The following is a 15,823-nucleotide window of genomic DNA, read 5'->3' on the forward strand; positions in this document are numbered from 1 at the left end:
TTTCGGCGAGTTGACGTCTGATGGTGACAGCTTCGTCGATGGCTTTCAGAGCACCAGCACGGTCCCCGACCTCGGAACGCACAACCGCTTGGGTGTTCAACGTCACGGCGAGGTCGGGGAGGAAGGCTGCGGGGTTGGTTTCGGTGAGTTGGCGGTAGTGGGTGACGGCTTCGTCGATGGCTTTCAGAGCACCAGCACGGTCCCCAGCCTCGGAACGCACAACCGCTTGGGTGTTCAACGACATGGCGAGGTCGGGGAGGAAGGCGGCGGGGTTGGTTTCGGTGAGTTGACGTCTGATGGTGACGGCTTCGTCGATGGTCTGGAGTGCAGCGGTAAGGTCCCCGCCCGCGGAACGAATGGTGGCTTGGTTGTTCAACGAGCCGGCGAGGTTGGGTAGGAAGGCGGCGGGGTTGGTTTCGGCGAGTTGGCGGTAGTGGGTGACGGCTTCGTCGCTGGCCTGCAGGGCACCAGCGCGCTCCCCAACCGCAGAGATCATGGTGGCTTGGTTGTTCAACGACATGGCGAGGTCGGGGAGGAAGGCTGCGGGGTTAGTTTCGGCGAGTTGACGTCTGATGGTGACAGCTTCGTCGATGGCTTTCAGAGCACCAGCACGGTCCCCGACCTCGGAACGCACAACCGCTTGGGTGTTCAACGTCACGGCGAGGTCGGGGAGGAAGGCGGCGGGGTTGGTTTCGGTGAGTTGGCGGTAGTGGGTGACGGCTTCGTCGATGGCTTTCAGAGCACCAGCGCGGTCCCCAGCCTCGGAACGCTGCTTAGCTTGGTTGTTCAACGACATGGCGAGGTTGGGTAGGAAGGCTGCGGGGTTGGTTTCGGCGAGTTGACGACTGATGGTAACGGCTACATCGATGGCTTCCAGAGCACCAGCACGGTCCCCGACTTCGGCGCGTTGATTGGCTTGGTTGTTCAATGAACCGGCGAGGTCGGGGAGGAAGGCGGCGGGGTTGGTTTCGGCGAGTTGACGTCTGATGGTGACGGCTTCGTCGATGGCTTTCAGGGCTCCGGCACGGTCCCCTGTCTCTGCGAGGCGCACCGAGTAGTCGTTCAGCCAGCCCGCGAGACGCTCCCGGTCGTCGGGGAGTGGCGCCTCTGGCAGAGTGGGCCTGAGGGCGCGGGCCGCAGCCAGCGCAAACCCGCGGAGCGCGCCATGGCCAGTGGGTAGCTGGGCAAGCAGTTCGAGCGGCAATGGATTCGTCGAGAGCGTGGTCAGTGTTCCCAGCATCTTCTCCAGTGCGCCGGCGAACACCCCGCCCTGACGCAGTGTGTGGCTGAGCGCCTGTGGCCACATGTGCGGGTTGACGGCTAGGCATTCCTCGGCCAGCGCACTGCCCCAGAAGCGATCAAGCTGCGCCGCGCGGGAGACGACCAGGGTGGCTCGGGTGAACTCCTCGTGGACGCGTTCCGTGTGTTCGGCGAACGCCTCCCGCCGAAGGGTGGTCGTTGGTTCCGCCAAGGGGAGGGGCTCCTTCGGGAGGAGAGCCTCCAGGAGCTCCGGGTTGAACTGCTTCGGGGAACCTGGGGTGGAGTGCGCTCGGGGTTTCGGAGTGAACTGGCGCAGCACCAGGTATTCGCCCACGGGATCCGGGCGCAGCGCTACGCCCTCCCCGGACTCGTGGAGCAGTCGTGTGAGCACGTGGCCGATTTGTCCCCAGGATGGTTCACCAGAAGGGCGCTGCCCGAGGCGATCGAGGACTTCCATGACGTGGTCGGGAGTTGGTGCGACCAGCGTTAGCGCAGCCCCCGCCGTGGCGAGCGTCTCCGGCGGCACCAATGTGAAGGAAGTTGCGTCATTTGTTCCGCTATCGGCGAGCTCGCCTGGCACTGCGGTCCTCTCGGTGCTCCACGATGGCGGGCGCAACTCGTTGTCGATCGTGTGCTGCCAGTAGGGGACCTCGTGGTCGAAAAGCACCTCCTCGTACAGCTCCTCTTTTGTCTTGGGGGCCTCGGTGTGGTCGCTCTGGTTTGCCGCGAGCCAGGCCTGCATCACCACGTCCAGCGTCGTCCAGTTCGTCTGCTCGGGCAGCCGGATGCTCGGATCGGCGTTCCTGTCATCGTCGACGAATCGGCTGAAGGTGAGTGAGAACAGCCTGTTGACGTTGGGGTGGCGCCGGGTCAGGGGGGTAGGCAGTTCGAGCCGCACGTGGACAGCACGCTCCTGCAACGAGCGCGTCACGTCAGACAGCCAAGTCCCATCAGCACGTGCCGTGAGGAGAACCCGCGTACGCTGTTCCCTGGCGGCCAGTGTCTCAAGCAACTCGGTCAGGTAGTTCTTGTCGAACTCGTCGGCATAGTCCACGACGGCGAGTACGGGAGAGACCACCTCGCACAGCCAGCGCAACGAGGTTGACGGGGGCGTCGACGACCGGAGCGGTCTGGGGATGAAGCCCGTGTACCAGCCTTGGTCAGCGAGCCGGCGACATAGTTCCGCAGCCAGATGGGTCTTGCCGCTGCCTCCGACGCCGGTGACGACGCGTACAGAGGCTTTGGAGTGATCGCCCGTGGCCGCCTGTTCGGTGCCATCGCCGCTGGGGTCCACCCAGTCGAGAAGGAGGTCGAGTTCGTCACGGGGCAGGAACGGGATCTTGCCGGAGCGGGCCTTGAGCTGGGTCAGTGGACTTAACTCCTCAACTGGATCGGCGTAAGGCTGAGCGAGGCCTTGCCTTTCATCGTGACTCCAAGCGTGGGGAGTGCATGGAGGTCGGAGACGGCGCGACTGCCCGACATCGATGCCGAAGCCCCAAGACCATTCGCCGCCTGCGATAGCGGTCGTGGCGAGCACTCGGTGCCCTTGTCGCAGCGCGTAGTTCCAGGATCCCGGGGAGGCGTGTGCTGAGCGCGCCATCGCCTGAACGTCCACGGCGACGAAGGCCCCGGTGCTCGCATCAGACTCGCGCAGCGCGTCGATCAACGACAGCCCTGAATCAAGGCGCGGTGGGGTGACGAAGAACTCGCCGTCGAAGGGGCATTCGTCGTCACCGTTCAACGTCCACTGGCCGTCGAGCCACACCACCACCAGAGCGTGGGAGGAGAGGCCGGCGGTCGAGTCGACCACAACCACCATGGGACGAAGGCCGGCATCCAAGCATGTGCCCGCGTAGACCAGTGCCAGGTCGATGCAGGTGCCGTGTTTCGGTCGGGACAGCACCTGGTCGGGCGGCCGGATCGCCTGTCCGCCCTTGGGGCTGGTGGCTGGTTCGTGCACGTATTGAGTGCCGGCCTCGGACAGCACCTCGTAGATCACCCGTGCCTTGGCCTGAGCGGAGCGACCGTCCCCCGGAGCGGGCAGGCGCTGAGCTAGCGGCGCAGGCAGCAGCAGCCGTGTCGTATCGGTTTGCACATAGTCGGCCAGTTGCTCGGGGGCTTCGGCCCGGTTCCATGGCTGCCAGGTCGTCATGGCTCGATCACCCCGAGAACGCTCGTTGTTGTCACCCGATCGACTTTGTCTACATGGTTCAGGTTGATCGTGAAGTCGTAACTACCGGGCCCAAGAGGGGGCACGGCGGCCAGCCAGCCGTCGTCGGCGCGTTCGACCTCAAGGCGGACTGCTCGCCCTGCCTGGTTAATTGTTGCCTGGGGCGTCACGCCGTCGATGGGGGAGCCGTTCAGACGGAAGCCGATTTTGTTGGGGACGCCTGCGGCCACCACCTCGTCGTAGTCCAGCCCGATCCAGGGGTCGGTGGGAATGGTGTTCCCGCGGACCGCACCCAGCGACGCCTGCTCGAACTGCGCCACCTGCGCCGCGACTTCCTTCGCTGCGGCCAGCTTCAGATGGTGCTGCGGCAGCCACCGCCGCTCGTTGACCTGGTCGGCGCGGTCAACTGGGGTGGCGGACATCGCCGGCACCGTGCCGTCGCCGCCTTCCCAACCCTGCGTGTCGAACCACGGCGGATCCTCTTTGCTCATCGTGATCCGCCCTCCGGTGGAGGTGGCGTAGGAAGGCGTCGCGTGTCCGCTGCCGTAGAAGGCCAGGAACGATGATTCGGGGCTTTCGTCGGCAGCCTCCTGACATGCACCTTCCAACTGAAGGTGTGCGTTGTAGGCTTCTCGAGCCAGATCGCGGAAACTCTCGGATGGGTACGTTATCTCGTGCGGGTAAACCTGGCGCTCAGCGATCTGCACGGCACGGTAGCGGGGGAGAAGCTCGTACATCGACGGCCACGTGTGCAGGGTGTCGGTGGCATCCGAGAAAGCGCTGCGCGTGATCGACTCCAGCGGTCCTGAACCAAGCCGAACGCCGTTGAGCAGCCAGTCGAGTGCCTTCGGGGCACCCCGGTGTGGGGTTCCGACTGTGATCAGGCCATCGCAGACGCGATGACCGCCAAGGACGCCCCACCACCATCGGGCCACCAATCCGCCCATGGAGTGCGCCACGATGACCACCCGGCGGTCCCCCCGAACGCTATCGATGACACGCTGCAGGCGCTCCGCAGAGTCCGCCATTGGTTGACGGAAGTCGTAGGGAAACTCGATCACGCTCGCCCCCGGGTTGGGTACTCCATCCGCGCGCGCGACAGTGACGGCGCCATCGCTCAGCCTCAGTCGTCCCTTGAAATTGCGGATCAAAGCGTCGTAGCTCGCGAACGCCGACCAGGGGGCGACTCCGGGGACGCGGAGCAGTCCCGTGGGCACAACGGTCTCATCCATCGCGAGCGGCTCCGGCCGGAACGCGGTGATGGCTGTGTTTCCGAGACTGTGTCCCCAGAGCAACCGGCCATCCGTGCTCGTCAGATTGCTTCCTCCGATGCCGGGGACAACCACGATGAGGTGTTTCAGTGCCACGCGAGACCTCCTGAGTTCACGAAGAACAGGTGCGGAGGGCATCAAACGGCGAGCCAGTCGCCTCGGGCACTGCCTGCGTACCCGCTGTCTTCACAGTGGCCGATCAGTCACCGATCAGCCTGGAAGGAGCCTACTGCCATTCGTAGGGGGCACGCTGCTGGGGTCCGCAAACGCCATGTTGGTCGTGCAGGGCGGGTCAGCTTTCGGTGCCGTAGGTGGGTTCGTGGCGCTTGACGATGCCGATCACCTTCGCGGTGATCGGCAGGAGCAGGGTCTCCATGGCCAGCTTGTAGACGTAGCCCACGACGATGTAGTTGACCATGGTGCCCGCGCCCACCACGCCACCGAAGGCGACCAGGCAGAAGATCGTGGTGTCTGCCGCATTGCCGACGACGCTGGAGCCCAGTAGGCGCGTCCACAGACCGCCGTTACCGGCCTTCATCCGCACCAGAACCCACGCGTTCAGCAGTTGCCCGGCCAGGTAGCCCAGCAAGGAGGCGACGACGATGCGGGGCACGAAGCCGAGGATCGCGTCGAAGGCCTCCTGGTTGGTCCAGTCGCTGGCCGCGGGGGCCAGGCCGACGAGCAGGAAGGTCACCGAGGCGACCACCGACACCAGGAAGCCGATCAGGATCGCGCGTCGAGAGCCCTTGAAGCCGTAGACCTCGGCCAGCACATCGCCGAGCACATAGGTCAGGGGAAACAGCAGCGCGCCGCCGTCGGTGATGAGCGGCAGCACCGGCAGCCCGAAGGGCTCCCACACGGGACCGATCTGGATCAGCTTCACGGCGGCGATGTTGGAGATCAGCAACAGCGAGCAGAACAGCGCCACGATCAGGTCGTAGGGCCCGCGCTGACGTTCGGCGAAGGCGGGCTCGGCGCGGCGGGAGGTCTCTGCTGTCACCCGGCAGAGTGTACTCACGTCGATCGGCTAGGCCACAGGCGGAAATCGAGACATACCCCTAATCAATCCCCACTGCATGGCGGTGGTGGCAGGATGGGGGCATGGAAGGCAACGACGTTTTCACCGATGTGATGGTCCCTGACGAGTCCGAGCAGTTGGACCAGCTGCAGCAGTCCGACTCCCTGGTCGATCGGGGCGTGGACGACGTGCTCGACGAGGGGTACACCAGCCCCGAGCGCTGGTCGCCGGCCCAAGGATTCGGCAACACCCCGGCTGAGATGCGCCAAGGCGAGACCCTCGAGATGCGCATCAAGCAAGAGGTTCCCGAGCCCGAGCCGTCGGCCGACGAGCCCTGGAACCCCAACAACGAGCCGCGCCAGGTGGGCAAGGAACGCGCAGGCCGGCTGATGGCCGTGCAGGCGGCGGGCGGCGACGAGAAGACCCTCGGTGTCGACGTCGGCTACAGCGGGGGAGCGGCGAGTGCCGAGGAGGCGGCGATGCACGTCATCTCCGAGGAGGACGACGCCATCATCGATTGACCGCCTTGTCGGACCAGTGGCATAGACTATGGCAGTTATCTGACGCGCTTCGCGCACGAGAACTAGCTAAGGATTCCCCTGACTCGACACCAGCTTGACGACCGGCCGGGCACGCGCGTGGTCAACGTGCCGCCTTCCATCGACATGGTCAACCTGCTCGGCCCCAGCGACGACTACCTGCGCATCCTCGAAAACCAGCTGTCCGCGGACCTGCATGTCCGCGGCGGGCAGATCACGCTCAGCGGTTCCACCGCGGCGATCGCCCAGGCCACCGAGGTGCTGCAGGAACTGATCGCCATCATCCGCACCGGCCAGGGCCTCACCGGAGAGACGGTGGAGCGCGTGATCACCATGTCGGGCGACGACGACGTCTCGCCCGCGCAGATCCTGACCCAGGACATCATCTCTTCTCGTGGCAAGACGGTCCGACCCAAGACGCTCAACCAGAAGCGCTACGTGGACGCCATCGACCGCCATACCGTCGTCTTCGGCATCGGCCCCGCCGGCACCGGCAAGACCTACCTGGCCATGGTCAAGGCCGTCCAGGCGCTGCAGGCCAAGCAGGTCAGCCGGATCATCCTCACCCGCCCGGCCATCGAGGCGGGGGAGCGGCTCGGCTTCCTGCCCGGCACGCTCAACGACAAGATCGACCCGTACCTGCGCCCGCTCTACGACGCGCTGCACGACATGATCGACCCCGAATCGGTGCCCAAGCTGCTGACGGCCGGCGTGATCGAGGTGGCGCCGCTGGCCTACATGCGCGGTCGCACGCTCAACGACGCGTTCATCATCCTCGACGAGGCGCAGAACACCTCCGCCGAGCAGATGAAGATGTTCCTCACCCGCCTGGGCTTCGGGTCGAAGATCGTGGTCACCGGCGACGTCACCCAGATCGACCTGCCGACGGGCACCCGCTCGGGCCTGCGCATGGTGCAGCAGATCCTGGACGGCGTCGAGGACATCGAGTTCTGCCAGCTCACCGCCCGCGACGTGGTGCGCCACCGCCTGGTGGGCAAGATCGTCGCCGCCTACGACCAGTACGACACCACCGAGACCGAGCCGCAGCACCGGCGCGGCGACAGGAGACGGCGATGATCGACATCAACAACGAGTCGGGCCTGCCGGCCGACGAGCTGGGCCTGGTGGCGCTCGCGCGCTTCGCCATGGACCACCTGCGCATTCACCCGCAGGCCGAGCTGTCCATCCTGCTGGTCGACGAGGCCACCATGGAGGACTACCACGTGCGGTTCATGGACCTGCCCGGTCCCACCGACGTGATGAGCTTCCCGATGGACGAGCTGCGTGCGCCCGAGCCGGGCGAAGAGCCGCCGATGGGCCTGCTCGGCGACATCGTGCTGTGCCCGGCCGTCACCGCGCGCCAGGCGTCGGAGAACGGTCGCAGCGCCGACGCCGAGGCCGAGTATCTGCTGATCCACGGCCTGCTGCATCTGCTCGGCCACGATCACGCCGAGCCTGAGGAGAAGGCGATCATGTTCGGCCTCAACGACGCCATCATCGCGGCCTGGGACAAGCGGGCCCGCCAGTAGCTGGCGCCGGACCCTCCACGCCCCCTGGGTAGACTTGCCCGCAACCTTCACACCAACCTGAGCGAGTGATCGACTTCCGTGACGCAGTCCGAATGGATTGAACTGGCCATCGCCCTAGCCCTCGCGCTGGGGGCGTCGCTCTTGGCGGCGCTGGAGACCGCCTGCACGGTCACCACGAAGGGACGCGCCGCGCGGATGACGCAGGGCGGCGACCGAAACCTCACCCTGCTGAAGCGGATCGCGAGTGACCCCGCACCGTCGATCAACGCCCTGATGTTCGCCCGGATGACGCTGGAGATCGGCGCCATCGCGCTGGTGGGCATCGTCGTCTTCACCAGCATCGAGCCCGACTGGCAGCGCATCCTCCTGACGGTCCTGGTGATGCTGGCCGTGTCCTTCATCCTGTGGGGCGTCGCGCCGCGCACCGTCGGCCGCCAGCGCCCCGAGGTGCTCCTTCGGATCTTCAGCCCGCTGATCGTGGTGCTCACCACCGTGCTGGGGCCGGTGGCGCAGCTGATGATCCTGATCGGCAATGCCCTCACCCCGGGGCGGGGCTTCTCCGAAGGACCGTTCGCCACCGAGGCGGAGCTGCGTGAACTCGTCGACATGGCGGAGGCCCAAGACCTGATCGAGGCCGGGGAGTCGAAGATGATCCACTCGGTGTTCGAGCTGGGCGACACCCTGGTCAAGGAGGTCATGGTGCCCCGCACCGACGTGATCTTCGTGACGCGCGATCGCACGCTGCGCCAGCTCATGTCGCTGGCGCTGCGCTCCGGTTTCTCGCGGATCCCGGTGGTCGGCGATGGGCTGGACGACATCCTCGGCGTGATCTACATGAAGGACGTCTCCAGGCGGATCTACGACTATCCCGACTCGGAGCGCCGCGAGACGGTGTGGGATCTGATGCGTCCCGCCACCTTCTGCCCCGACTCCAAGCCGGTCAGCGAACTGCTGCGCCAGATGCAGCTCAGCCACTCGCACCTGGTGATCGTGGTGGACGAGTTCGGCGGCACCGCGGGGCTGGCCACCATCGAGGACATCCTCGAGGAGATCGTCGGCGAGATCGTCGATGAGTACGACGCCGAGACGCCGCCCATCGAGAAGGTGGAGCCGGGGCGCTACCGTGTATCGTCGCGGCTCGCGTTGGACGAGCTGGGCGAGTTGTTCGGCGTCGATCTCGATGACGACGACGTGGAGACGGTCGGCGGCCTGATGGCCAAGCACCTCAACCTGGTGCCGATCCCCGGTTCCGCGGTGGTCGTCGACGGCATAGAGATGATCGCCGACCGCTCGGTCGGCCGGCGGCACCAGATTGGCACCGTTCTGGTGCGACAGTTGAGCCCTGAAGAAGACGCGGCCATGAGACGGCACGCAGAAGAGGACGACGATGAGTAACACCCCCGCAGGCACCTACCGCTCGGGCTTCGCCTGCTTCGTCGGTCGGCCCAACGCCGGCAAGTCGACGCTGACCAACGCCCTGGTGGGCGCGAAGATCGCGATCGCGTCGAGCAAGCCGCAGACCACCCGGCACGCGGTGCGCGGCATCCTGACCCGCCCCGACGGCCAGCTGGTGCTGATCGACACCCCTGGGCTGCACCGTCCTCGCACGCTGCTGGGGCAGCGCCTCAACGCGTTGGTCTATGACACCTGGTCTGAGGTCGACGTGGTGGGCGTCTGCCTGCCGTGCGACCAGCGCATCGGCCCGGGCGACAAGTACATCATCGGCGAGCTGGCCAAGCTGGAGCGTCGGCCGATCTTCGTGGCGGTGGCCACCAAGACCGATCTCGTCTCGAAGCAGCGTCAGCTCTCGCACCTGGCCGACATCAGCAAGGTGGCCGACGAGGTCGGCATCGAGTGGTCCGAGGTGATCCCGTGTTCTGCTTTGGAGGGCGAGCAGGTCGACCTGGTGGCCGACGCGCTCGTCTCCCTGCTGCCCGAAGGGCCTATGTACTACCCGGATGGCGAACTCACCGACGAGCCCGAGGAGACGCTGATCGCCGAGTTGATCCGCGAGGCGGCGCTCGAGGGCGTGCGCGACGAGCTGCCGCACTCGATCGCCGTGATGATCGACGAGATCCTGCCCCGCGAGGACCGGCCCGAGGACAAGCCGCTGCTGGATGTCTTCGCCACCATCGTCGTCGAGCGCGCCTCCCAGAAGGGCATCGTGATCGGTCACAAGGGCGAGCGGCTGCGCGACATCGGCACCACGGCCCGGCTCCAGATCAATGCCTTGCTCGGCACGCCGGTGCACCTGAAGCTGCACGTCAAGGTGATGAAGGAGTGGCAGCGCGACGCCAAGTACCTCAACCGCCTGGGTTTCTAGATCAGCCCACAGCCGCGCACTCTCGTCGTTCGTTTCGGTTCGTTTTGTAACTATTTGATCACGGGTTCCGCGGTCCGTTGCGGGGTTGCTCCTACGCTTCTAGTGTCAACGCTAACGCTGTCGCGCGACGCGCTCTTGGGGGTGTTCCTTCCGAGCGCGTGCTCGCGGTGCGTCGCACCGAAGAAAGGACTTCCCTGTGAAGCAGTTGCTCAAGTTCAGCGCCCTCGCTGTAGCGGGCGCCCTCGCCCTCACCGCATGTGGTGGCAATACCCCGGCTCCCACTGATCCCGGCGATTCCAGCAAGCCGGCGGACACCGGCGCCGCAGCCGATCCCGCGTCGCTCAAGACCACCATCTCCGTTCTCGCGCCGTCGTACGCCGAGTCGTCGAAGGCCGACTGGGACGCGGTGATCGCGAAGTTCAGGGAGACCTACACCAACGTCGAGGTGAACCTGCAGATCGAGGGCTGGGACGACTTCTCGTCGAAGGTGCAGGCCCGCATCCAGGCCGGCGACCTGCCCGACATCCTGAACGACAACAACTTCGCCTCCGCCGCGGAAGGCAAGCTGCTGTACCCGATCAACGAGGTGCTGAGCGCCGAGACGCTGGCCTCCATCGAGCCGGCGCTGCTGAAGAACGGCCTCGGCGTCGACGGCGTGCAGTGGGCCGCGCCCGACATCGCCACCTCGCGCCTGATGGCCTACAACACCGACCTGTTCGAGGCCGCCGGCATCGCCGACCCCCCGAAGACCTGGGCCGAACTCGAGGACGCCGCTGCCAAGATCTCGGCGCTCGGGTCGGACACCTACGGCTACGGCCTCCCGCTCGGCCGTGAGGAGGCCCAGGTGGAGTCCTCGCTGTGGCTGTGGGGCGCCGGTGGCGACTGGGCCGTCGACGGCACGCTGACCGCCAACCAGCCCAACGCCGTCAAGGCCTTCGCCGAGATGAAGAAGCTGATCGACGCCGGCTCGACGCAGCCCGACGTCGGCTCTACCAACCGTCAGCAGGCCGCCGATCTGTTCAACAATGGCAAGCTTGGCATGATGATGTCCCACTCCGGTCTGCTGTCGGTGACCCGCAAGGACTTCCCCGACACCAAGTTCGCCCTGGCGCCGGTGCCGTCCGAGAGCGGCGATCCCGTGGCCCTCGGCGTGACCGACTTCATCATCGCGTTCAACAACCAGGATGCCGACCGCAAGGCCGCCACCGCCGCTCTGCTCGACGTGCTGTACTCGGATGAGATGTACGAGGGCTGGTACAAGGGCACCGGGCTGCTTCCGGTGACCTCGTCGATGATCGAGAAGGGCGCCGCCGAAGCCGGCGACGATGCTCCGTTCTACGACGCGCTCGGCTTCGTGAGCTTCCTGCCCGTCGGCAACCCGGCGTGGGATTCGCTGCAGGCCGCCCTGCAGGGCACCGCGGGCACGCTCCAGAGCGATACCCCGGAGAACGTGCTCGCCGCCATTCAGGCCCAGGTCGACGCGACCAGCTAGCCCGAGCTGCTCACCTGAATCGGTGAAGTAACACCGTTGGAAGGTGGTGCCACTACGGTATGTGGCACCACCTTCCTTAGCTTTCATGATCTTTAAGGACGCGCGATGACGAGTAGTACCGCGACGACGCCGCTGGACGCCAGCACCAGGGCGAGTGTGAAGAAGAAACAACGCAAGGAGACATTGGCGGCGTTGCCCTGGCTGACGCCGACGCTGCTGCTGATCGTCGGCGTCGTGCTGATGCCGGCGGTGCTGCTGATCTACTACTCGTTCATCAAGTTCAACCGCTACGGCCTCGCGCAGGGTTTCACCGGCCTGGACAACTACATCGGCAAGGCCGGCGCGCTCACCTTCCCGACGGTGCCCATCGAGCGCATCCTGCTCAACACCGTGGTGTGGGTGGTCGTGGTCGTGGTGGCCACCGTGCTGCTGTCGCTGGCGCTGGCCCAGTTCCTCAACAAGAACTTCCGCTTCCGCAAGGTGATCCGGCTGTTCGTGATCCTGCCCTGGGCGAGCTCCGTGGTGATGACCGCCACCGTCTTCAACTACGGCCTGCAGAGCGATGTCGGCCTGTTCAACCGCCTGCTGGTGGACACGGGAATCCTCGAGGCCGCCCGCGGCTTCACGAAAGACCCCACCAGCGCGTTCTGGGTGGCGGTGTTCGTCGCGGTCTATGTGTCGTTGCCCTTCACCACCTACACCATCCTGGCCGGCCTCCAGTCGGTGCCGGGCGAGGTGATCGAGGCGGCCCACGTCGACGGCGCCAACGCGGTTCAGCGCTACCTCTTCGTCGTGCTGCCGATGTTGCGACCGGCCGTCGCGGTGGCCGCGTTGATCAACATCATCAACGTCTTCAACTCGCTGCCGATCCTGAAGATCCTCAACGAGACGCCCGGCTACAACGTCGGGCACATCACCACGACGTTGGTCTTCGAGTACAAGCTTCAACTCGGACCGGGCGTCGCCAGCGCCCTCTCGGTGGTCAATTTCCTGTTCTGCCTGGTGATCATCGCGGTCTATCTGGGCGCCGCGCGTCCCACGAAAGAGGTGGACTGACTGATGGCCAAGGTTCAGCACCAGAAGGGCCGCGGGGGAATCAACCCCAACCCCAATCCCATCCTGATCGCGATCGGCGCGCTCGCCGTCGTCGTCTTCTTCTCGTTCCCGTACATGCTGATGCTGATCAGCTCGCTCAAGTCGCAGGCCGACGTGCGGCGGATCCCGCCGGACTACTGGCCCACCGAGCCCCTGTGGAGCAACTACCTGACGGTGTGGTCGTCCAACGTGCAGCCGGGCGGCTCGCTGTTGGCCACGACCGTGATCGCCTTCGGTGCGACGGCGGTCGTGCTGCTCGTCGCCACGCCGGCCGCCTACTACGTCGCGCGCTTCCGCTTCCGCGGCCGGATGATCTTCCTGCTGCTGGTGCTCACCACCCAGATGCTGCAGCCCACCGTGCTCGCCGTCGGCCTCTACCAGCAGTTCTCCAGCTGGAGCGGCTACTGGGTATGGGCCGCTCTGATCCTGATCAACGGCGCGTTCAACCTCTCGTTCGCGATCTGGATGATGCAGGCCTTCTTCTCGGCCGTTCCCAAAGAGATCGACGAGGCGGCCCTGATCGACGGCCTGGGTCGCGTGCAGACCATGTTCCGGATCTCGCTGCCGCTCACCTGGCCGGGCATCGTCACCGCCGTGGTGTTCGTCTTCGTCAACACATGGAACGAATACGCGGCGGCGTTCATCCTGGTGCAGGATCCCGATCTGCAGCCGCTGACGGTCTCGATGCCACGCTTCCTCGGCCTCTACATCAAGGACTGGCAGTACCTGTTCACCACCGCGATGGTGGCCATCGTGCCGGTGATCATCCTGTTCTCCCTGATCGAAAAGCGGCTCATCGGCGGCCTCACGTCGGGCGCCGTCAAGTAGGGAAGCCTGCGAGAACGCGCGACACGCGTGGCAGATTTTCCGTTGCAGCCGGGAAAACGCGTGCTATCGTGTGCGACGTGGCACCCGCAGTTCTGCTCCTTGGTCGCCGCAGCGAGGCCTCGTTCTCTTAAGGTCAGGTCCTCCTCGCTGCGGTGGTTCGCCTTGCGTCTGACCGAACAGACCCCCAGCTAGGAGCAACCCAGATGACCCGCATTCAGCCCCGCCCCGTACAGCAGCCCACGCCCATGCCGGTGGGACGCTACGTACCCTTCATCCCCGTCGACGTGCCGGATCGCACGTGGCCCACCAAGCGCATCGAGAAGGCGCCCCGCTGGCTGTCCACCGACCTGCGCGACGGCAACCAGGCCCTGATCGATCCCATGACGCCCTCGCGCAAGATGCGCATGTTCGAGCTGCTGATCCAGCTGGGCTTCAAGGAGATCGAGGTGGGCTTCCCCTCGGCCTCCCAGACCGACTTCGACTTCGTGCGTCAGCTGATCGAGGGCGACAAGATCCCCGACGACGTGACCATCTCCGTGCTGACCCAGGCTCGCGAGGATCTGATCTCGCGCACCGCCGAGTCGCTGGTGGGGGCCAACCGCGCCACCATCCACATGTACAACGCGACGGCCAAGCTGTTCCGCGATGTGGTGTTCCGGATCACCGAGCAGCAGTGCATCGACATGGCCACCCGCGGCACCGAGATGGTGATGAAGTACGCCGACAAGCACCTGGGCGATGTCGCGTTCGGCTACGAGTACTCCCCGGAGATCTTCACCCAGACGCCCACCGAGTTCGCCATCGAGGTGTGCAACGCAGTCTCCGACGTGTGGCAGCCGAACGCCGAGCGCGAGATCATCTTCAACCTGCCCGCCACCGTGGAGCGCTCGACGCCCAACACCTACGGCGATCAGATCGAGTACTTCATCCGCAACATCAAGAACCGCGAGTTCGTCGCCGTCTCGCTGCACCCGCACAACGACCGCGGCACCGCGGTGGCAGCGGCCGAGTTCGGTCAGATGGCCGGCGCGGATCGCGTCGAGGGCTGTCTGTTCGGTCACGGCGAGCGCACGGGCAACGTCGACCTGGTGACGCTGGCGCTGAACCTGTACACCCAGGGCGTCGATCCCGAGCTGGACTTCTCCGACATCGACCACGTGCGCCGCACCGTCGAGTACTGCACCGGGCTGCCGGTGCCGGCCCGCCAGCCGTACTCCGGCGACCTGGTCTACACCGCCTTCTCCGGCTCCCACCAGGACGCCATCAAGAAGGGCCTGGAGTACCTGGAGGCCGAGGCCGCCAAGGAGGGCAAGGGCATCCACGAGATCGCGTGGGAGGCCCCGTACCTGCCCATCGATCCGCACGACGTCGGGCGTACCTACGAGGCCGTCATCCGCGTGAACTCGCAGTCGGGCAAGGGTGGCATGGCCTACCTGATGAAGAACGAGTTCAAGATGGACTTGCCGCGCCGGCTGCAGATCGAGTTCAGCCGCGTCGTGCAGCAGCACACCGACGCTGAGGGCGGCGAGATCACCGCGCAGGAGATCTTCGGCGTCTTCAACGGCGAGTACATGAAGGAAGGCCCCTGGCAGCTGACCTCGGCCGGATCGATGTCGAGCAACGGCCAGTTCCACGTGCACGCGACGGTGAACGGACCCACCCGCACCGGCGTCGAGATCGAGGGTGAGGGCAACGGCCCCGTTTCGGCCTTCGTCGACGCGCTGGCCTCCGAGGGCGTGCACATCCGCGTCCTGGACTACGCCGAGCACGCGCTGGACGCCGGCGGCGACGCTCGCGCCGTGGCCTACGTCGAGTGCGAGATCGGCGAGGGAGACGACGCGCAGGTGCTGTGGGGCGTCGGGGTCGACCCGAGCATCACCAGCGCCTCGATGAAGGCCATCCTGAGCGCCGCCAACCGCTACAACGCCCGCTGAGGAGACACCACACACGCTCTTTGAGGTGCGAAGGCGCTGGGCGAGGAACGAGCCCCAGAGCCGAAGCCTCGAAAAGAGCCGGCGCGAGATGGGGCAGGGACTGTTTCCCGGCCGCCGGCTGGGTCTTTTCGAGGCTCGTTCCTCGCACCTCAAAGACCGTGACAGGACGCGCTTTTCGCACAGCAGGCCGGTGAGACAATCTCTTCGCGATCCGCTATCTGACCCCTATAGTTTGTCGGCTCTTCGTACTTGCGGTGGGTGGGCGACACGCTGGGTGAGGGTGGTGTGCTGAGGTAGGGGTCGAGGCCCTCAGGATCAGGAGTTACCACACTCCCTGTTCCGAGGACCTCGACGATGAACCAGC

General features: G+C 65.8%; 13 protein-coding genes. 9 read left to right on the forward strand and 4 right to left on the reverse strand.

Annotated elements, in window-relative coordinates:
• From P0D62_RS18375 to P0D62_RS18385, 3 genes are all read right to left on the reverse strand, one after another.
• The coding region (locus tag P0D62_RS18375) for a tetratricopeptide repeat protein (RefSeq protein WP_275703989.1) at positions 1–3,412 on the reverse strand (3,412 nt) is incomplete at its 3' end.
• Positions 3,409–4,797 (reverse strand): lipase family alpha/beta hydrolase, encoded by a 1,389-nt coding sequence (locus P0D62_RS18380; protein WP_275703990.1) that lies wholly within the window; start codon positions 4,795–4,797, stop codon positions 3,409–3,411. The genes P0D62_RS18375 and P0D62_RS18380, both read right to left, overlap by 4 nt.
• 196 nt (positions 4,798–4,993) lie before the next feature.
• Complete coding sequence (locus P0D62_RS18385; protein WP_275703991.1) at positions 4,994–5,701, reverse strand: queuosine precursor transporter; 708 nt, start codon at positions 5,699–5,701, stop codon at positions 4,994–4,996.
• Between the two features lie 101 nt (positions 5,702–5,802).
• Between P0D62_RS18385 and P0D62_RS18390 the strand changes: the two genes are divergently transcribed.
• The 9 genes from P0D62_RS18390 to leuA all read left to right on the forward strand — a co-directional run bounded on the left by P0D62_RS18390 (position 5,803) and on the right by leuA (position 15,459).
• A complete protein-coding gene (locus tag P0D62_RS18390; protein ID WP_275703992.1) occupies positions 5,803–6,240 on the forward strand; it encodes a DUF5709 domain-containing protein in 438 nt (145 codons plus the stop codon).
• Between the two features lie 144 nt (positions 6,241–6,384).
• The gene (locus tag P0D62_RS18395; protein WP_275704001.1) at positions 6,385–7,335 is read left to right on the forward strand and encodes a PhoH family protein; all 951 of its coding nucleotides are present in this window, start codon (positions 6,385–6,387) and stop codon (positions 7,333–7,335) included.
• Complete coding sequence (gene ybeY, locus P0D62_RS18400; protein ID WP_275703993.1) at positions 7,332–7,787, forward strand: rRNA maturation RNase YbeY; 456 nt, start codon at positions 7,332–7,334, stop codon at positions 7,785–7,787. The genes P0D62_RS18395 and ybeY overlap by 4 nt, the downstream gene beginning before the upstream one ends.
• 78 nt (positions 7,788–7,865) lie before the next feature.
• A complete protein-coding gene (locus P0D62_RS18405) occupies positions 7,866–9,182 on the forward strand; it encodes a hemolysin family protein (protein ID WP_275703994.1) in 1,317 nt (438 codons plus the stop codon).
• Entirely contained in the window at positions 9,175–10,110 is a 936-nt protein-coding gene (gene era / locus P0D62_RS18410) for a GTPase Era (protein WP_275703995.1), read from the forward strand. Before P0D62_RS18405 ends, era begins: the two co-directional genes overlap by 8 nt.
• A gap of 196 nt (positions 10,111–10,306) precedes the next feature.
• Positions 10,307–11,602 carry an extracellular solute-binding protein gene (locus tag P0D62_RS18415; protein WP_275703996.1) on the forward strand — a complete coding sequence of 432 codons (1,296 nt, stop codon included), beginning with the start codon at positions 10,307–10,309 and terminating at the stop codon, positions 11,600–11,602.
• A gap of 105 nt (positions 11,603–11,707) precedes the next feature.
• Positions 11,708–12,658, forward strand: coding sequence for a carbohydrate ABC transporter permease (locus P0D62_RS18420; RefSeq protein ID WP_275703997.1), 951 nt, complete (start codon positions 11,708–11,710; stop codon positions 12,656–12,658).
• A 3-nt stretch (positions 12,659–12,661) separates the two neighbouring features.
• A complete protein-coding gene (locus tag P0D62_RS18425; protein WP_275703998.1) occupies positions 12,662–13,525 on the forward strand; it encodes a carbohydrate ABC transporter permease in 864 nt (287 codons plus the stop codon).
• Positions 13,526–13,728: 203 nt separating this feature from the next.
• On the forward strand, positions 13,729–15,459 hold the full coding sequence (leuA, locus tag P0D62_RS18430) for a 2-isopropylmalate synthase (protein WP_275703999.1): 1,731 nt from the start codon (positions 13,729–13,731) through the stop codon (positions 15,457–15,459).
• A gap of 149 nt (positions 15,460–15,608) precedes the next feature.
• On the opposite strand, the gene P0D62_RS18435 is transcribed toward leuA, so the two are convergent.
• The coding region (locus P0D62_RS18435) for a hypothetical protein (protein WP_275704000.1) at positions 15,609–15,823 on the reverse strand (215 nt) is incomplete at its 5' end.

The sequence above is a fragment of the Tessaracoccus caeni genome (genome assembly GCF_029211185.1).
GTDB lineage: Bacteria > Actinomycetota > Actinomycetes > Propionibacteriales > Propionibacteriaceae > Arachnia > Arachnia caeni.